This is a genomic window from uncultured Psychroserpens sp. (assembly GCF_947500255.1).
In the GTDB taxonomy this organism is placed as follows: Bacteria; Bacteroidota; Bacteroidia; order Flavobacteriales; family Flavobacteriaceae; genus Psychroserpens.
In genome coordinates, this window is the sequence record NZ_CANMRL010000004.1 from 42,298 (window position 1) to 60,921 (window position 18,624).

Below are 18,624 nucleotides of genomic sequence, written 5' to 3' on the forward strand. Positions count from 1 at the left end.
ATTTAACTTTAATCATTAACAATTTTATCAAATGTAATATTGCCTTTCTCATCAATTGCTTTATAAATACCATTTGGAGCACCTTCCTTTATGATGATATAACTATCGTCCTTTTCTAGATAATTTAAGGCGTCTTTATTCTCACCTAAATAGGAAAACAAAATACGAAACAAATTGACATTAGTTTTTAACTTACTATCGTATTCTGGTGGATTATTGTCAGGCCATTTTATAGCTAAGGCAGCACTAAAAGCAGAATTAATTAAAGTTGGATCGTCCTGTTTTATTGTACTTTCTAAAGAATAGTCATAACCTACGAAACCACCATGATCCGCAACAATAACTACAATAGCATCCTTATCATTCTCATCAATTGTTTTTATAACACTTGTTAACCATTGATTAGCTTCCTTCAATTTATCGATATAGATATTACGTTCTTCTTCTTTTCCTTTTGAGTTTCGTTTAAATGTTGAAATATGTCCAGGTGAGATTTGTTCTATAAAATAAAAATTGTTAGTTTTTTTATTATTGATAATAGCCTGCTCCAAATCTGCCTGAGTATCCTTATTTATTCCAAATCCTCTAGCCAAAAAAGGAACTTCGTTATAATTAATATTACAATAATCATATTTTATTTCAGACCTATTGACCAATAAATAGGAATTTTCAAGTATTAAAAATGTTTTGTAATCATTCTCTTTAAATATAGATACTACGGGGTTATCACCAATTATAATTTTTCTGGCGTTATAAAATTCGTGTGTATGTCCTTTTACATTATTGTAATAATGGTGATTCATGGCAAACATCGAACTATTTGAGCTCAACGTCGAAAAGTAATTGCTCCTAAAGTCATTGTAGAGCTTAAAATCATTACTTTCTAAATAGGCTTCAAATTTGGAATTATCAATATCATAATTCTCCTTTTTTAGTTCCGAAAAATTAGTGTAACCATCTGGTTGAATGATGTAAACATTAGGCGTTTTTTTAAATTTGACGCTAATAATATCATCTTTAGATGTCATCCATTGGTTAGAGTAGTTCAATGGTAACATAAATTTCGGAATCAAATTAAAAAAACCGATTACAGCTAAAATTAGTTGGAATATTATAATTTTCTTAAAATGTTTGCGCAAAATTATTGCTAAAAAAACAGCAACCAATAGTCCTAAAGCTATGAGCTTTTTTTTAGGACCATAAATACTTATGATAATCAAGAAAACTAAAGTCGTAAGATTTAAAATGGGAAGAACATACGGATGATATTTCTTTAGAAATTCAATACGTCTTGTAGCAAGATTAGCCAATAAAAAAACGAGCATTGGTAGACCAATAAAGAATACCAAAAAAAACCATAATTGACTCCAGGAATTAACTAATGTAAAATTAGAAATATAATTATGTAAAAAAGGATATAGCCCAGCACCCAAAGCAGCAATAATTGGATATTCCTTATTGCTGTTTGCAAAGGATCTTATTTTTGTTTTTAAGTTTGTTAAAACTCCCATTATTTGGCAGATTTAAATAGATACATTACTCGTTCAGAATTATTAATAGGTAACTTCTCCTCTAACTTAAAATGATTGAGATAAGCTTTCTCAAAATTCTCAATAGAATAAAAATCAAAATGACTTTTAAACTCGGCCTTGGTATTTAATAAGCGTTGTACCCAAGAATCATTGCGTTTTGGAAATTCGATAACAAGAACCTTTGAAAATGATGCAAAAAATTGTGCCGACATTTCAAAAGGGATATTACCACTTAAAGTCATGTGATGAATCACAGCTAAAGCCATGCTCACATCTGGCGCAAAGGTTTTAATACGTTCTAAAAAGGAGTCTCGTTCTTTATTATTGAACCCAATATTTGCTGACGGATTTAAAACATCAAACACAAACGGTAGCATGAATGTTTCTTTTTGCTGTTTTGTATATCTGAAATTGGCATCAACAGCATTATTATCAATATCACATACCAATGCTTCCTGTAAATTTTGGTCTATCCGTCTTACGAAGGTCCCATCGTTTCCTCCTATATCAATAACAGATGTTGCTTTTTGTTGATGAATCCAATTATTTATAATGACCGATTTTTGATTAAACGCGTCATCCTCATAATTAGTCTTATCGTAGTAATTTCCCCATTCACTAGTCTCATTCAAGGACAGTTTCTTAATATAATTGTAAAGTCCTTTTACAATATTTAATTGTGCTTTTTTTGTTAGTCGTGCTGCTTTAAATTCTCCTTTGTAGTCCTCATTATGCTTATCTTCATATTTCGCTAATAAGTGAATATTAGAATATAAAAACGGGTTTAATTTAGTTTTATAAGGTAACAATGACGATAACATTTTAATTGGAATCCCATCTATAAACGTATTCATCAGTTTTAAAGATTCTGCACCACTATATTTTGCTAGCACTAATGGGCCGAAAAAGTGAGATATAAATTGTTTATAAGCTCTCCAAGGCGTATTTTCTTGATAAAAATCAAAAGAAAGTGTATCAATAAATACCATACGACCTTTATAAAATGTCACATTAAATGCCGAAGCATCTTTTAATGAAAACCCATTTTCTAGAGCAAATTTCTGAATTTTCAAGGTCAACAAAGCGGCCTCTTTATACATATCAAAGCTCCATTCGTAAGGATAAGTAAAAAACGAAATCTGTTCTGGTTCAATAATGATTTCAGAATCAGACGTCGAAATTTCTTTATGCATGATTAATAGTCCTGCATGATGTAGCTTTTTAAAAAAACCTGAATCTTTTAGAGCATTATATTGCTCAAAATAGAGTGGAGAAATAGACCGTTTTACAGTACCTCGGTCAACAAAAATAAAACCTGAAGGATCTCTAAATGATGAAGAATGTCTATTATTATTGGTCACTATGAGATTTGCTTTCTATGTCAGAATCTTTAACATCAATGTCATCAAACACATCATCTTCTTGTTTAGCAATTCCTAAAAATGATTTTATTTTGAACATTAAATTTTTAGAAAATAACACAACGCCTGCAACTGCTGCGACAATTGCTTGAACAATCATTGCGCCTAATCCTGGATCAAAATATAAGATATGTATTGTTTCTAACATGATGTAAATATAGAAAACTCAAAATAAAATAGGAATCTAAATTTAGATTCCTATTTATAATGACTTACTAAATGCTTTTATTACGCTTACGTTCTACTTCTTTTAAGTAGATTTTACGAAGTCTTAAGTGATTTGGTGTCACCTCAACATATTCGTCTTTTTGTATGTACTCTAAGGCTTCTTCTAGAGAAAATTTAATTGCAGGAACAATCTTGGCTTTATCATCTGCACCAGCACTACGTACGTTACTTAATTTTTTAGTTTTAGTAACGTTAACTGTCATATCATCACCACGAGAATTCTCTCCAATAACTTGACCTTCATAAATATCTTCTCCTGGATCAATAAAGAATTTACCTCTATCCTGTAATTTATCGATAGAATATGGAATGGCTTGACCATTTTCCATAGACACTAAACTTCCATTTTGACGTTCAGGAATTCCACCTTTTAATGGTTGGTATTCTTTAAAACGGTGCGCCATAATCGCTTCTCCAGCAGTAGCTGTTAGCAACTGGTTACGCAACCCTATAATTCCTCTTGAAGGCACCATAAACTCACATACCATACGTTCACCTTTAGCCTCCATACTTAGCATTTCACCTTTACGCATGGTCACCATTTCAATGGCTTTTCCAGATACTGTTTCAGGTAAATCGATAGTCATCTCCTCTACTGGTTCACATTTCACACCATCAATTTCTTTAATGATTACTTGTGGTTGTCCTATTTGTAGTTCATAACCCTCTCGACGCATCGTTTCGATTAGAACCGATAAATGCAATACACCACGTCCAAAAACCATAAACTTATCTGCACTATCAGTTTCTTCAACTCGTAATGCTAAGTTCTTTTCAAGCTCTTTGGTTAAACGTTCCTTAATATGTCTTGAAGTTACATATTTACCATCTTTCCCAAAGAAAGGAGAATCATTAATAGTAAAAAGCATACTCATTGTTGGCTCATCAATCGCAATAGTTTTAAGACCTTCTGGTGCTTCCCAATCGGCAACAGTATCACCAATTTCAAAACCTTCTAATCCAACAATAGCACAAATATCTCCGGCTTGTACTTCATCTACTTTCTTTCGTCCTAAACCTTCAAACGTATGTAATTCTTTTATTTTAGATTTCACCACACTGCCATCACGTTTCACTAATGAAATGTTTTGACCAACCTTTAATTCACCACGTGTTAAACGACCAATCGCAATACGACCGGTAAACGAAGAGAAATCTAAAGATGTAATTAACATTTGTGTTGTCCCATCTTCGATCTTTGGCTCAGGAATATGCTCAATCACCATATCTAAAAGCGGTTCGATATTTTCAGTTTCATTTTGCCAATCGTCACTCATCCAGTTGTTCTTAGCCGAACCATAAACTGTTGGAAAGTCTAACTGCCATTCTTCTGCGCCTAATTCAAACATTAAATCAAATACCTTTTCATGAACTTCGTCAGGCGTACAGTTCTCTTTATCAACCTTATTAATAACTACACAAGGTTTCAAACCTAAATCGATCGCTTTTTGTAACACGAAACGTGTTTGCGGCATTGGTCCTTCAAATGCATCAACTAAAAGTAATACGCCATCGGCCATATTTAATACACGCTCTACTTCTCCTCCAAAATCGGCGTGACCAGGTGTATCAATAATATTGATTTTAGTGTCTTTGTATTTTACAGAAACATTTTTAGAGGTAATAGTAATACCTCTTTCTCTCTCAAGATCGTTGTTATCAAGAATTAAATCTCCTGTATTTTCATTTTCACGAAATAACTGACAGTGGTACATGATTTTATCAACCAATGTTGTTTTTCCGTGATCGACGTGCGCAATAATTGCAATGTTTTTAATAGTAGCCATAATAATGCCTTATTTTAAGCGTGCAAAGGTACGTTAAATTCCGCTTAAACAATCAATCTTTGCGAATAATTAAAATTCTCACTTTCTAATTGCCTTCTGAAGCAACTTCAAGGCCTTACAAACTGTATAATCGTCTGATAATTAATACAATTAAAGTTTTTATGTTGATGTGTTAAAATTTCCGAAGCTTAAGTTAATTAAATGTTATTCTCATAACAGAATATAATTTCCATACGTATCTTTCGTTATCAAGTTGATTAATAGTAAATAGCCTCCTTACCAACCACAAATTTGGCGATTTACATCTGAATTTAATAACAGATGCAAACGATTAGTAAATATTCAAAATTTGTGCCTTACCTCTACTTTTTAGCGGTAATTGCCTATTGGTTTACCGATGTAAATAGAAGTGAAGGCCTGACAGCGTATCCTATTCTCTTATTTGGAATTCCATTTTTATGGCAATTGATAAAACCTAATAAAAAACTAAATTTCACATTGGGCATCACCTTTGTGTGCTTATCTTCTTATTTGATTCTAGCGTATCTTTCAGACATTTTTAATATAGTAAGCCTGTCGTTAGCTAAACAATTTATCGTTTATGGTGGCATATTTGTTATTGCAAACTTTGTTATGGCGCTATGGATGATTCGAAATAGTCTCAATAGAAGCTTTTAATACCATTCGTGATTTGTATCTTTGCGCTGAAATTTGAAATTTTAAGCAGATGCATCTATCAGACGTTCCAAAACTGAAACACACTAATTCTAACAACTTCTTTTTACTTTGTGGCCCTTGTGCCATTGAAGGGGAAGATATGGCTTTACGTATAGCTGAAAAGGTCATATCTATAACTGATAAATTAGATATACCATACGTTTTTAAAGGTAGTTTTAAAAAAGCCAACCGAAGTAGAATTGACAGTTTTACTGGTATTGGAGATGAAAAAGCACTTAAAATTTTGCAAAAGGTATCCCAAACTTTTGATATCCCAACAGTAACTGATATTCACGAAGCTTCTGATGCTGATAAAGCGGCAGAATATGTTGATGTGCTTCAAATTCCGGCATTTTTAGTTCGCCAAACCGATTTGGTAGTTGCTGCTGCCAAGACTGGTAAAGTGGTTAACCTCAAAAAAGGTCAGTTCATGAGTCCTGAAGCTATGAAACATGCTGTTCAAAAAGTAAAAGACTCCGGAAGTGATAAAGCTTGGATTACAGATCGTGGTACTATGTTTGGCTACCAAGACATGATTGTTGATTTTAGAGGTATTCCAACAATGCGCGCTATTGCACCAACGGTTTTAGATGTCACCCATTCTCTGCAACAACCTAATCAAAGTGTTGGTGTAACTGGTGGACGACCAGATATGATTGAAACTATTGCGAGAGCCGGAGTGGTCAATAATGTTGATGGTTTATTTATAGAGACTCATTTCGATCCAGCAAATGCTAAAAGTGATGGTGCCAATATGCTACATTTGGATAATCTTGAGCCATTATTGACCAACCTAGTTGCTATTAGAAAAACGGTGAATAGTTTATAAATCATGGTAGAAGACATAGAAATTAGGGAAGCTACGCTGGATGATATTCCAGAAATCACATCGATTTTTAGAGATACCGTTAGAACTGTTAACAGTAGAGATTACAACGAAAAGCAAATTGAAGTCTGGGCTTCTGGAGCTGACGATATTGAGAAATGGGAAGAACGCATTAAGAAGTTTTACTTTTTAGTTGCAGAAATAGGAACTAACATTGTGGGTTTCTCCTACCTAAGTAAAGGTTATTATTTAGACGGTTTATTTGTTCATAAAGATTTCCAGAGACGAACCATAGCCTCAAAGCTATTGCGAATTATGGAATCAAGAGTGTCTATAAATGGTTTTGATACCATCAAATCTGATGTGAGTATTACTGCGCTCGATTTTTTTGATTCCCATTTTTATGAGGTCGAAAAAAAACAGAAAAAATCACATAAAGGGCAGGTTTTTGAAAACTATATCGTGTATAAAGATCTATAGGTTTTATTTCAAAAACGATTTGTTCTTATGCTTTTCAACTTCTTTAAGAATATTAATGAACAGTTCATCATTAATATCTTGTAACGCTTTATAACGCATAGACTTAACAACTTTGCGTTTTTCAGAAACCATAAATTCGGTATACTTTGTGAGATGTGCCGAATGCCAAAATCCAACATCAACATAATCCTTACTCTGATTGAGATAGCAAATAGGTCGAGAATCTACATAATAGCAAGGGATTCGCCACTTATACTTCATTTCGGCATTTGGAAAGGTATGCTCAATGAGTATCTGCAAGTGCAATAATATAGACTTATAAGGTTCAGGCTGTTTTAATATGTAGGCTTCAGCTGGGTTCACTCAATTTAGAAAATTCTTATAATACCAATCACTAGCAGTGCTATACCAATAATAGCTTTAAATGGCATTAATTTATCGGACAATTTTTTTAGACCATCACCTAAAGCAGGCACTTTACCAATAGAATGCGCTAAGAGCAGGATTCCACCTAAAATACTTACAACATTATACAAAGTTCCATTCCAAAATTTCAGTATCGCCAGTACAATAAGTGCACCTCCAATAACTGTTTGAAATGGTGCTAACACACCTGCAATTTTATTAAAGAAATTGCTCTCACCATCCCATTTATCTAAGGTTGCTAAACCTAATAGTACACCTCCAGAAATATTTGCAATAGTTAATAGTAGTCCAATCATGATCTTAAAGTATTTATTGTTATCCTATAAATATAATTATTATCTTTAGTTTATGAGATACATTTTTTTAACATTATCACTGTTTCTAGTAAATACTGTCTTTTCACAAAACTATGAATGGATAGATAATAAAGTAAAAAAATACCCAAACTTTAGTAATATAGAAGTGCTCCTCTTAAGAGTTTCAAACGATTTTAATACAGATGAAGAAAAAGTGAGAGCCTATTATACTTGGATCTCACATAACATAAGCTACGACCTAAATAGATACTACAGTTTTAGTCCTCCTGAAATGCAAATTACTTTTGATTCTGAGCGTCTCAATAAAAGTATTCAAAGGCAAAAAAATGAAAAATTAATACAAAAAACATTGACTAGTAAAAAGGCAATCTGTTTAGGTTTTAGTACACTGTTTAATGAACTTTGCTTAAGATCTGGGATTGATTCACAGATTATAAAAGGCATAACCAAATTGTCTACAAACGAAATTAACTCTACACGAAACATAAAAAATCATGCTTGGAACGCTGTTAAAATTAATGACAAATGGCAACTAGTGGATGTGACCTGGTCTAATGGTTATGAAAATATGAATACAAGATCATGGACTAAGCGATTTAACGATTTTTACTTTTTTACAAATCCAAATGAGTTTTTAAATTCTCATCTACCCGAAAATCCGGTGTTACAGTTTGTAACACACCCTATAAACATCAAATCATTTTTTGAAACCCCTATTTTTTATTCTAAATATTTCGAAAGTGGCGTGAGGGTTGCCAATAATCAAAAAGGACTTATAGAATTAAAAGAAAAGAACAATACCATTAGAATTGTTTTTAAAGAAAAAGCAAATACTTCAAAAATCTATTATAAGTTTAAAAACAAAAAGCATTCAAAAGAACTCAACCTCATAAAAAAAGACAATAATCTCTACGTTGCTTCATTAAAGTATCGATCAAATACTTCAAATATATTGAGTCTGTATTATGAAAATGAAAAGATTTTAGATTTTAAAATTGAAAAATAATTGTTTGTTTCATTTTTATTTTTTTACTTTGTATTTCAAAGTACTTTAATATGGAATCAAAAAACTATCTTCAGGATATAAGTGATATCAAAAACATGATGAGTAAATCGTCTCGTTTTTTATCCATTAGTGGCCTATCTGGTATCTTAGCAGGAATCTATGCTTTAATTGGAGCCTATATAGGGTATCGCATTATCTATTCTGATAATTTGGTTACTATAGATGGCTACAACACTTTGATCATTACAAAACAAGGTACAAATCAAATTTTTTTAATTGCCATATCCGTTGTAGTTATGTCTATACTTACTGGTATTGTTTTAAGCTATGCAAAAGCAAAAAAGCAAAATGAAAGCATGTGGGATTCTACATCAAAGCGTCTCATTATTAATTTCATGATTCCTCTGGTTACTGGTGGGATTTTCATTATGCTTTTATTAGAAAAAAACGTGTATGCTCTAGTGGCACCGCTTACAATGATCTTTTATGGTTTGGCCTGTGTGAATGCTAGCAAATATACTTTAGGTTATATCAGATATTTGGGAATTACTATGATTGTTCTTGGTTTAATCTCAACGTATTTTTTAGGCTACGGATTATTTTTTTGGGCCTTTGGCTTTGGTGTTTGTCATATTTTCTATGGAACAATTATGCATTTTAAATACGACAGAACAACATAAGTTAGCCATTTCATAACTTTGAACCATTAATCTGAAACCATAAGCGTGAGCATTATCAATAACATAAACAAAGCCTTTGACCATCGTATTAGATTGGGCATCATGTCAGTTTTAATGGTAAATGAATATGCCGATTTCAACATGTTAAAAGAACTATTAGGAGCAACCGATGGTAATCTAGCAAGCCATACCAAAGCATTAGAAAATGCAGAATATATTAAAGTAGAAAAACAATTTATTGGACGAAAACCAAACACACGCTACTCTACTACCAAATTAGGTAGAGCAGAATTTAAAAAACACATAGAAGCACTTGAAAAACTAATTAATAAACAATAAAAAAATTTATATATCTACTTTGAATTTCAAAGTAGAAAATAACTAAATTCAATGAAACACTTTGTAGATAAAAACTCAATAGTACGAGAAATTTGGGGAAATAGCGACACTATACTTCTCATATTTGCTGGTGCTTCAGCTGAATTTGCGCTCAATAAAGCTGTAGATTGGCTTTATTTTACTGGTCGCTTACCTAAAGATCCTTTAGATCGCCTATTTTCGACTGTTTCTTATGCGCGTAAAATTGTGTTCTCTGAAAAAGAATCTGCATACAAAGCCATAGAAACAATTAATAATATTCACCGTTCAGTTGAAAAAAAACGTGGTCAGTCTATTCCAGATTGGGCCTATAGAGATGTTTTATTTATGCTTATCGATTACTCGATTAGGTCTTTTGAACTATTAGAACGCCAACTCAAAACTCATGAAAGACAAGACATTTTTAATGTGTTTTTAGAAGTAGGTAAACGAATGCATATAAAAGACCTTCCTAAAGACTATGAAGCTTTTAAACATATGCGACATCACCATATCAAACATCATCTTTATAATGGAGAATTTACCAAAGACCTATACAAACAATATAGAAAACATCTTGGGTTTATGAGATATCGATTGTTACTAGAATCACAAATTCTAATTGTACCAAAAGCTGTATGCCAATTTTTAGAACTTAGAAACGTATCGCTTATAAGTCCGTTAATTTTGGTTTACAAGCTTAGTAGGCTCATACATCTAGACCGCCTACTAAAAGCGATGATATTACCATCAAACTATAAAGAAGATATAAAATCATTAAATCATTTAAACTCATAGAAATCAACTATTTTTTTATTATCAAACTTTGAAATTCAAAGTACTTTAAAACATATATTATGAAACATATTTTAATTGGTATTGCAGCAATCCTATTTAGCATTCTTTTTTATGAACAGCGTATCGGATTAAATCTTTCGATTTTTTCATTAGCTACCATAGCTATATTAGCTTTTTACAACCCGAAAGCATTTAAAAACAGATACACTATTATACACACAATACTATACATCGCTACGGCAATAGTTGCATTTATGCAACACTCTTACATTTCGATTATAGCAAATTGCGTGGCGTTTTTCACTTTAATTGGTGCTGTATCAGAGGGTAAAACTTCAATTTATGTGTATTGGCTTAATGGTCTTTATACTTCTATTGCTGGTTTCTTTCATAGAAATTTTGAAGTCAATGATGATGTCGAAAAAGTAAGTCTAAAAAAAGACATAGATATCATTCATCTCACAAAGCTTATTGGTATCCCATTAGTCTTTATTGTCGTATTTATTCTTTTATATAAAAATGGGAATCCAATGTTTAACAATTTGGTTTCTAAGATAAGTTTTGAGTTCATTAACGTTCAGTGGATCTTATTTTGTGTTTTAGGTTATTATTTATTTAGTAATATCTCAAAACCTATCATAGTTGAATCTGCAACCTTAGCAGATTTGAATACTAAAAATGAATTGGTCAAACCTGATGACGTTTCCGAAGAAAAATTAAAAAAAGAAAAACAATTAGGAACAACTTTACTAGGCTTACTCAACCTGTTAATCGTTCTCTACATAATCACCGATATTGCATCACTTATCATTGGAGAGGACACCAGTGCTCCAACACTTTCTAGCTTGGTACATAATGGAATCTACACGCTTATTGCTTCAATAGTCATTGCTATTGTTATTATTCTCTACTTTTTTAGAGGTAACCTCAACTTTTATACTGAAAATAGAACCTTAAAGAATTTGACTTTTTTATGGATCTTTCTCAATATCATACTCATTGCTTTAATCGCTATTAAAAATCAAAACTACATTACTTCTTTTGGTTTAACCTATAAACGTATTGGTGTTCACATTTATATTTTATTGACTCTGGCTGGCCTCATTACCACTTTCTTAAAAGTATTGAATATTAAAAACATGGTCTTCCTTTTTAGAAGAAACACCCAAATTGCTTTTATCGTACTCATACTAATGAGTACCATCAACTGGGATCAAACTATAACAGCATACAATCTTAAACATGCCAATGGTTTTGATGTCAATTATTTGATTAACCTCTCAAATAGAAATGCCATTTTGCTTAACGATAAAAAGGACGCTTTAAGTATTTCTGAAAGCGACAAAAACCGAATTAGCACAAAATACCGAACCTATATGATTACACTTAGACAGCGCGATTGGCAAGAGTGGAGTTATGAGAATTTTTTAATTGAAGATAACAACTCTAATTCTGAATAGTATGCATGTTGTAAGTAATCTCGCAAAATCTTGCCTTTTAGCTACAGTTATTTTCTGGATAATTGCAGGTACAGACTATATGGACATGGACATGATTCTTGTTATTTTTCTGTCTTTCATACCGATATTTTTTATAGCGACTATAGTAATTTTAGGTTCTATATATGTTATTTTTTGGCTAAGGGTAAATGAGAATTTTAGCAAGAGACAAGTCTATAAAACCTTTTATCCGTATTACGCTATAATAGCTTTTGGAATCGCCGTATTTGGAATTATTAGTTCCGGTTTTGACATCTACATCATTGCTTTTTTTACTTCCGCTTTTATAACCACGAGTCAGTCCTGGATTTGGTTCGCTAAAGAAAAACAAAGATGAAGCATATACGAAAACAATTTATAGAATGGTTATTTGTACACTCGCAAAAGTTGTACACAAGACTATTTAAAAACCATGAGCCTTGGGGAATTTACAAACAAGAGCTCCTCACCTATCCCAAAGCATCATTTGGTAGATCTCTAGGCGAGTTTTTGGATGAAAATGATTTTGAACTTATCGCCAAAGTAGAACGACATGATGCCTACCATACGCTAACAGGATATGGAACTCGAGTTGAAGATGAAATTGCTTTGCAATGTCTTTGTTTTGGAAACGGAAAACGAAGTTTATATTTATATGGCGCTATGATTTTAGGCATCCTTATTTTACCAGATTACTATAAATATTACTACCGTTCATACCATATTGGAAAAAACGCAAATCCGTTTCATCATTTTAATTATAAGAACTTACTACATGTAAATATTGAAGATCTAAGACATGCCATTTTTTCGAAGCAACAACGTAATATATTAATACCAAACGCAAATGGATAGACTAACACTGACAAAAAAAACAGCACTAATTTCTTTTACAACAGGCACTTTCCTTTTAATCCTTAACATCCCTATTGCAATGTTGTATACTATTATTGTAATCGACTATATACTTTAAAAATTATGAAGAAACTGAGACTCCTAGTATTACTGGCCGTATTTATTTTATTTGCCTTGATCATCACCAATTACATGGTCAGCTATCAAGCTAAAGATTATATCTATGATTCGGTAACAGACATTCCAAAAAACAAAGTGGGCTTACTATTAGGAACTTCAAAATTCTTATCTAACGGAAACATCAACTTGTATTATACCTATAGAATTAATGCAGCTGTAGCACTTTACAATGCTAGTAAAATAGAATTTGTACTTATAAGTGGCGATAATGGAAGTAAGAGTTATGACGAACCCACCACATTCAAAACTGATTTGATAGCACAAGGCATTCCTGAAGACAAAATCTTTTTAGACTATGCAGGATTTCGAACATTAGATTCTGTGATACGTTCTAAAAAAATATTTAGTCAAGATTCGGTAACTATTATATCACAGCAATTTCATAATGAACGTGCTATTTACCTAGCAAAACACAACAACATCAATGCTATCGCTTATAATGCCAAAGATGTTCAAGGGCGTTACGGACTTAAAGTACAGCTTCGCGAATACCTTGCCAGAGCAAAAGCATCTATGGATGTATTATTTAACGTAGAACCTAAATTTTTAGGAGAAAAAATAGAAATCAAATGACCATCAAATTCAACAAACCCTTTTTTGCATCAAGTCTGCTGCTGTTACTTACAGAAGTGGGTATAGCAGCATTTTTATCTGAAGGTTTTATTAGACATACCTTTGGAGATTTTTTGGTGGTCATTTTGATCTATTGCTTTTTGCGAAGTTTTATTCAAACCAAACCTATTTACATTGCCATTGTTGTGTTTATCATCGCCTTTGTAATAGAATTTCTGCAACTGTTTAACCTTTTAGATTATTTGAATCTCAGACATAACGAAATGGCTACCATTATTTTAGGAAGCACTTTCGAAGTTTCAGATCTTATTGCCTATACCTTAGGCATCCTAACCATTTTATTAATTGACAAAAGAACAAGTAGCTCATGAACACAATAAAAACACTCATCTTTACTAGATTCAAAATTTTATCCTTATTGACCATTTCTATGGCCTTAAGTATTGTTTTACTTATGATACGCATGAAGTTGCACCATTCTTTTTACTTGTTGTTTTTAGTTTGGAATCTATTTTTAGCCATTATTCCATATGCTATTAGCACAGGACTTACAAGTACATCAAAAATCAATAAATTCTTGTTTTTACTTTGGTTTGGTGTCTGGCTCCTTTTTTTACCTAATGCACCTTATATCGTAACAGATTTACTCCATTTGATCAATTCAAAATTTCATTTGATGTGGTTAGACATATTGGTTATTATATCATTTGCTTTTAATGGATTGATCTTATTTTTTCTATCACTTTCTGATATGGAAAAATTATTAAAGCAGTATCTAAAACCCATATTTGTTTTTCCTATAATGCTCTCCATTTTTGGACTGACAGCCTTTGGTATTTATCTAGGTCGATTCCTTAGGTATAATTCATGGGAAATAGTAAATAACCCTATCGATATTCTTTCGGACATGTTTTGGCTCCTATTTGAGCCTAACCTTGAAGCATGGATATTCACTTTAACTTTTGCATCATTTCTAGCCATAAGCTATTGGATGCTAAAAGCCTTTTCAAACTCTAAAATTTAAACTATTATGAAAAATTGTATCACAGTATTTATCAGTATTATTTTATTGTCGGCATGCACTAAAACAGACAATAGAAAAGTGGTTGAACAGACAGATGGTATTACAAAAGAAAAAAACGAGCGTAAGACTGTTGTTATGGCAGATCTGCCTATTCACATCGATAGTACAAACTACTTGATTCATCCTATAGGAAATTATGTGTTCAGCAGAAACAAATCCGACTATTCAGAATATGACGATTATAGGTCTGATTCCTATTCAAACACCTTTGATGTTTCGAGCAATAGTGGTGATAGAATTACTGGTGACATCTCTAACTTAAAATTTCAAAATGTCAATTCTAATGAATTAAAACCTCTAACAGAAAACACCGTAAGCATAAGGTCAATCTTATTTTTACGTAAGGTTTTCAAAAAAAATGGCAAAGGTTATTTCCTCTATGAAGTTATTGACAAAGACACTAATGCCGATGGTGACCTTGATTTCAATGATTTAAAATCAATTTATATTAGTAATTTGAACGGTACAGCATTTAGAAAACTATCACCTCATCTTCAAGATTTAGTAACATGGAAGATGATATTAGAAGCCAATAAACTATTCTTTAAAAGTATTGAAGACACTGATCGTAATGGAGAATTCAATAAAAAAGACAAAATGCATTACTTTTATTTAGATCTTAGTGATGAACATTCAAAAGTTGTAGAGTACTATCCTATTTAATTAGTAACTAAAAGCCATTTACATAATCTTGTAAATAACTAAAACGCTCGGTAAGTTTTCCATCGGCTGTGGTCATCTGCGCTCGTTTTAAAATACCGCGTTGGTCTCCATTAAAGAATGCTGGAATAACATGTTCTAAAAACATCTCTCCAAATCCCTCGCTAGCATCTTTTGGCAATTCACAAGGCAAGTTATCGACAGCCATAACCGTTATGGCTTCATCGGCATTAAAAGGAACTTCACTTTCGGTGTGTGGATCGTAACCATAGAATGGATCTGCAATTGTTGAAGGCCTTATTGTACTAGCCACTGGACCATCTATATCACAAGACACATCAGACACTAAATTGATTCTAAAATTTGGATCTTTTGCATCCTCTCTGGTAAAAATAAAAGGAGCTCCATCACCATAAAAATGACCAGCAATGAACATATCAGATTCTTTTGCATACGGCATAAAATTACTTTCATAACCGCTAGGGTCTTTATAGAATTCGTACTTATCACCAACCTTTCCATCTAGACGTTTGGCATATTCCATAACATCTGCCATCACATAAACTGGCTCTGTAAATTGAGAGGTCAAATACAATGCATCACTTACTTGTTTTATCTTTAAATGATCTAAGATTTCCTTAGCTCCTAAGGCTACTTTACCTGTTCCAGTAAGTACAATCTTGATATTAGGCAAGGTAATTTTATCAAGTTCGGCTTTTACCTCATTGAGATCGGCAAGCTGTTCGACCTTTGGTAAATTAAATAACCCATCTCTAAGTCCTAAAGCTCTAAATCCGTTATAAGCACCAACCAATCCAGCATAGCGACCAAAACCAATAAGTCTGGCACCACTTTGTTTGACAATCGTTTCATGATCAAACATTTCGATATTCTTTTGAAGCATTACTTGAAGTAATTTACGATTGTAAGGTTGTTTTTTTATGGTATGTGAAAAATAGAAATACTTTTTATTTGGAATTAATGCATCGAGAGGGACTTCCTTTACGCCAATCATCACATCACAATCTGACACATCTTCTGTCACTATAAATCCTTGATTTCTATAGTCATCGTCTGAAAATACGCGAATATCTGAAGACTCCACAACAAATTCTGCCTGCGGAAATTGCGCTCTAGCTTCGGCGAGCTTTTCTGGTGAAAATACAACACGTCGATCTGGTGGATTTTTACGTTCTTTTATGATGGCGAATTTCATATAGTGACTGGATTTACAGATGAACGAACTGACAAATTTGCTCGTGCATTTTATTGGTACAAAATTTGCACGAAAATACTAGTAAAAGTAGGGTTATACAAACTTTTTAATAACTTTGCATCCCGCGTTAAGGATGGAACGGTTTGTTTGAACTCCTCGCAGAGAGTGAGTAGTGAGAGCCTGACCTGAAAGGGAACGCAAAATAAAATTACTAAAATGGGGTCGACTGGTTTTGACAGCGAGACTCATTAAACGGTAAGCACGTCGTGTAATGGCATTGAAACACGTTAAAGGCTAGACCAAATTTTAAACGGCGAGAATAACTACGCTTTAGCTGCATAATCTGAATTATAGTAAGATTAAGCCTCGTCCTACTAGGTAGGAATGCTAAATGTCTCCAGAAAGCCTTGGTTAATGGCGTTCTATTTAGAGGCATCGTAAATATTAACTAAGACAGTGTAGCGCTTTGATGTATTGTCGAGATTAAGAAGCTAAGTTGTAAGTGGGTTGTCTTTTGCCAGCTTACAATCGAAAATCTAATAATAGAATAAACGTGTAGAAAGCTCTTTAATAGCTTGTTTGGACGAGAGTTCGATTCTCTCCGACTCCACAACACTCACAACTGTTTATGAATGAAAACAAAAGAAATCCGTCAAGTTTGCTTGAACGGATTTCGTTGTTTTTAGACACTTGAATCAAAGATTCATGCAGTTGTATTTGCAACTTTGAAGTGATTGAGATTAGCTTTGCTGTTCTCAATCACTTCAATCTAAAAGTACCTTTACGATGCTTTTTTAATTAATATTTAATTCAATAATTATCTTGTAACTTTATATATTAAACTATTCAAAAAAATCACCAAAGTTAATGATAGACACCTCACTAGACTCAACAAATTTCTACTTTTTAATTGCTGTTTTTCAAGGCTTTGTGCTGTCGTGTATTATTATATTTCGTTTTAAAAATAGCATGCCAAATCTTTTTTTTGGTATACTTGTTTTTTTATTCTCTCTTTCTCTTTTACATTTAATCTTAGAGGAATCCGTTCAAGCGTTTAATTCAAAGTTCCCTATTCCAATGGAATTTAGCCTATCGTACGGTCCTTTGGCTTATTTTCATGTATTGTATATTAAAAACCCTATGAGAATATTTAAATGGAAGGATTTTCTTCATTTTTTACCCTCTTTGCTTTTAGATGGTGTTTTTTTTACTTTGCTTTTCACTTATATTAGATTTAATACTGATTGGGCTTATTCTAATATTTCTTTCATTCAAAAACTCGCACTAATCATGGGCCTAATTGGTATGGTACAGATAATTATCTATACCTATTTGATTTATCGTGAATCAATTACCTCCAAAAACCTATTGATAGAGTTTAAAACCGTAAGAAGGTGGCTTAAATATTTAATTATATCTTGGTGTTTTCTTGTTGGCTTTCTAATTTTTGCTATCCCAATTGCACTATTTTTCATAAAGAACATAGATGAAAATTCTTCGTATTTCTATAAACCACTTGGAATAATTTTAGGGCTCTTTATTTATTTCTTAGGGTATTTATATTTATTAAAATACCTCAAGGTCATTGAAAACTATTCAAATAGAATGTTAAGAATTCATTTCTCTGAAAATGATTTGAGACAAAAGAAAGAAGAGTTACTCTATGTATTAACTAAAGATGAACTTTATAGGGATTCTGAACTCACAATATCAAAACTAGCAACACATCTTGGTTGGCCGACAAACAATCTTTCAAGAATCATAAATGACACACTTCATACAACCTTCATTGATTTAATAAACAGCTATAGAGTTGAAGCATTTAAAAAAAACCTAATCAATAATGATAATGAAAAATACTCGATTTTAGGTTTGAGCGAGAAGTCAGGCTTTAATTCTAAGACTTCATTTTACAGGGTTTTTAAGAAAGAAACTGGTATGACCCCATCTGAATATCTAAATTCTCTGCACTAAATAGTTTCAAATGACGATTTGGAACTAAC

Annotated in this window: 21 protein-coding genes and 1 other RNA gene; 15 read left to right on the forward strand and 7 right to left on the reverse strand. The window is 32.3% G+C overall.

What is annotated here, in order from left to right; genetic code table 11:
- Nucleotides 1-8 precede the first annotated feature (8 nt).
- The 4 genes from Q0783_RS12220 to typA all read right to left on the reverse strand — a co-directional run bounded on the left by Q0783_RS12220 (nucleotide 9) and on the right by typA (nucleotide 4,968).
- Nucleotides 9-1,511, reverse strand: coding sequence for a sulfatase-like hydrolase/transferase (locus Q0783_RS12220; RefSeq protein WP_298895539.1), 1,503 nt, complete (start codon nucleotides 1,509-1,511; stop codon nucleotides 9-11).
- On the reverse strand, nucleotides 1,511-2,893 hold the full coding sequence (locus Q0783_RS12225) for a class I SAM-dependent methyltransferase (RefSeq protein WP_298895541.1): 1,383 nt from the start codon (nucleotides 2,891-2,893) through the stop codon (nucleotides 1,511-1,513). Before Q0783_RS12225 ends, Q0783_RS12220 begins: the two co-directional genes overlap by 1 nt.
- Nucleotides 2,883-3,101 (reverse strand): hypothetical protein, encoded by a 219-nt coding sequence (locus Q0783_RS12230; RefSeq protein ID WP_298895545.1) that lies wholly within the window; start codon nucleotides 3,099-3,101, stop codon nucleotides 2,883-2,885. The genes Q0783_RS12225 and Q0783_RS12230 overlap by 11 nt, the downstream gene beginning before the upstream one ends.
- A 67-nt stretch (nucleotides 3,102-3,168) precedes the next feature.
- A complete protein-coding gene (gene typA, locus Q0783_RS12235) occupies nucleotides 3,169-4,968 on the reverse strand; it encodes a translational GTPase TypA (protein ID WP_298895547.1) in 1,800 nt (599 codons plus the stop codon).
- Between the two features lie 321 nt (nucleotides 4,969-5,289).
- Here typA and Q0783_RS12240 point away from each other — a divergent pair, with 321 nt between their 5' ends.
- Genes Q0783_RS12240 through Q0783_RS12250 form a run of 3 tightly spaced genes read left to right on the forward strand, consistent with a single transcriptional unit; the run spans nucleotide 5,290 to nucleotide 6,991 of the window.
- On the forward strand, nucleotides 5,290-5,646 hold the full coding sequence (locus Q0783_RS12240) for a hypothetical protein (RefSeq protein WP_298895549.1): 357 nt from the start codon (nucleotides 5,290-5,292) through the stop codon (nucleotides 5,644-5,646).
- A gap of 49 nt (nucleotides 5,647-5,695) precedes the next feature.
- Nucleotides 5,696-6,514 carry a 3-deoxy-8-phosphooctulonate synthase gene (gene kdsA / locus Q0783_RS12245; protein ID WP_298895551.1) on the forward strand — a complete coding sequence of 273 codons (819 nt, stop codon included), beginning with the start codon at nucleotides 5,696-5,698 and terminating at the stop codon, nucleotides 6,512-6,514.
- A 3-nt stretch (nucleotides 6,515-6,517) separates the two neighbouring features.
- Nucleotides 6,518-6,991, forward strand: a complete 474-nt coding sequence (locus Q0783_RS12250; RefSeq protein WP_298895553.1) for a GNAT family N-acetyltransferase — start codon at nucleotides 6,518-6,520, stop codon at nucleotides 6,989-6,991.
- Between the two features lie 3 nt (nucleotides 6,992-6,994).
- On the opposite strand, the gene Q0783_RS12255 is transcribed toward Q0783_RS12250, so the two are convergent.
- Entirely contained in the window at nucleotides 6,995-7,354 is a 360-nt protein-coding gene (locus Q0783_RS12255) for a DUF1801 domain-containing protein (RefSeq protein ID WP_298895555.1), read from the reverse strand.
- 5 nt (nucleotides 7,355-7,359) lie between these two features.
- Nucleotides 7,360-7,713 (reverse strand): hypothetical protein, encoded by a 354-nt coding sequence (locus Q0783_RS12260; RefSeq protein ID WP_230936452.1) that lies wholly within the window; start codon nucleotides 7,711-7,713, stop codon nucleotides 7,360-7,362.
- A gap of 52 nt (nucleotides 7,714-7,765) precedes the next feature.
- On the opposite strand from Q0783_RS12260, the gene Q0783_RS12265 reads away from it, so the two are divergent.
- The 10 genes from Q0783_RS12265 to Q0783_RS12310 all read left to right on the forward strand — a co-directional run bounded on the left by Q0783_RS12265 (nucleotide 7,766) and on the right by Q0783_RS12310 (nucleotide 15,408).
- On the forward strand, nucleotides 7,766-8,740 hold the full coding sequence (locus Q0783_RS12265) for a transglutaminase domain-containing protein (protein ID WP_298895557.1): 975 nt from the start codon (nucleotides 7,766-7,768) through the stop codon (nucleotides 8,738-8,740).
- 50 nt (nucleotides 8,741-8,790) lie between these two features.
- Nucleotides 8,791-9,420: a hypothetical protein gene (locus tag Q0783_RS12270; protein ID WP_298895559.1), complete on the forward strand. Its 630-nt coding sequence runs from the start codon at nucleotides 8,791-8,793 to the stop codon at nucleotides 9,418-9,420.
- Nucleotides 9,421-9,465: 45 nt separating this feature from the next.
- Entirely contained in the window at nucleotides 9,466-9,759 is a 294-nt protein-coding gene (locus tag Q0783_RS12275) for a transcriptional regulator (protein WP_230936455.1), read from the forward strand.
- Nucleotides 9,760-9,810: 51 nt separating this feature from the next.
- Nucleotides 9,811-10,575 carry an oxygenase MpaB family protein gene (locus tag Q0783_RS12280; RefSeq protein WP_298895563.1) on the forward strand — a complete coding sequence of 255 codons (765 nt, stop codon included), beginning with the start codon at nucleotides 9,811-9,813 and terminating at the stop codon, nucleotides 10,573-10,575.
- Nucleotides 10,576-10,634: 59 nt separating this feature from the next.
- Nucleotides 10,635-12,035 carry a DUF4153 domain-containing protein gene (locus tag Q0783_RS12285; protein WP_298895565.1) on the forward strand — a complete coding sequence of 467 codons (1,401 nt, stop codon included), beginning with the start codon at nucleotides 10,635-10,637 and terminating at the stop codon, nucleotides 12,033-12,035.
- Between the two features lie 372 nt (nucleotides 12,036-12,407).
- The gene (locus tag Q0783_RS12290) at nucleotides 12,408-12,908 is read left to right on the forward strand and encodes a Coq4 family protein (RefSeq protein ID WP_298895567.1); all 501 of its coding nucleotides are present in this window, start codon (nucleotides 12,408-12,410) and stop codon (nucleotides 12,906-12,908) included.
- Nucleotides 12,909-13,031: 123 nt separating this feature from the next.
- Nucleotides 13,032-13,661: an ElyC/SanA/YdcF family protein gene (locus tag Q0783_RS12295; protein WP_298895569.1), complete on the forward strand. Its 630-nt coding sequence runs from the start codon at nucleotides 13,032-13,034 to the stop codon at nucleotides 13,659-13,661.
- Nucleotides 13,658-14,032 carry a DUF2809 domain-containing protein gene (locus tag Q0783_RS12300; RefSeq protein WP_298895571.1) on the forward strand — a complete coding sequence of 125 codons (375 nt, stop codon included), beginning with the start codon at nucleotides 13,658-13,660 and terminating at the stop codon, nucleotides 14,030-14,032. The genes Q0783_RS12295 and Q0783_RS12300 overlap by 4 nt, the downstream gene beginning before the upstream one ends.
- Nucleotides 14,029-14,685, forward strand: a complete 657-nt coding sequence (locus tag Q0783_RS12305; protein WP_298895575.1) for a DUF1361 domain-containing protein — start codon at nucleotides 14,029-14,031, stop codon at nucleotides 14,683-14,685. Before Q0783_RS12300 ends, Q0783_RS12305 begins: the two co-directional genes overlap by 4 nt.
- A gap of 6 nt (nucleotides 14,686-14,691) precedes the next feature.
- Nucleotides 14,692-15,408, forward strand: coding sequence for a hypothetical protein (locus tag Q0783_RS12310; protein WP_298895577.1), 717 nt, complete (start codon nucleotides 14,692-14,694; stop codon nucleotides 15,406-15,408).
- A gap of 7 nt (nucleotides 15,409-15,415) precedes the next feature.
- On the opposite strand, the gene Q0783_RS12315 is transcribed toward Q0783_RS12310, so the two are convergent.
- The gene (locus Q0783_RS12315; protein WP_298895579.1) at nucleotides 15,416-16,621 is read right to left on the reverse strand and encodes an NAD(P)-dependent oxidoreductase; all 1,206 of its coding nucleotides are present in this window, start codon (nucleotides 16,619-16,621) and stop codon (nucleotides 15,416-15,418) included.
- A gap of 218 nt (nucleotides 16,622-16,839) precedes the next feature.
- On the opposite strand from Q0783_RS12315, the gene ssrA reads away from it, so the two are divergent.
- Nucleotides 16,840-17,234: a transfer-messenger RNA gene (gene ssrA / locus Q0783_RS12320) on the forward strand.
- Between the two features lie 254 nt (nucleotides 17,235-17,488).
- Complete coding sequence (locus Q0783_RS12325; RefSeq protein ID WP_298895581.1) at nucleotides 17,489-18,595, forward strand: helix-turn-helix domain-containing protein; 1,107 nt, start codon at nucleotides 17,489-17,491, stop codon at nucleotides 18,593-18,595.
- Nucleotides 18,596-18,624 lie beyond the last annotated feature (29 nt).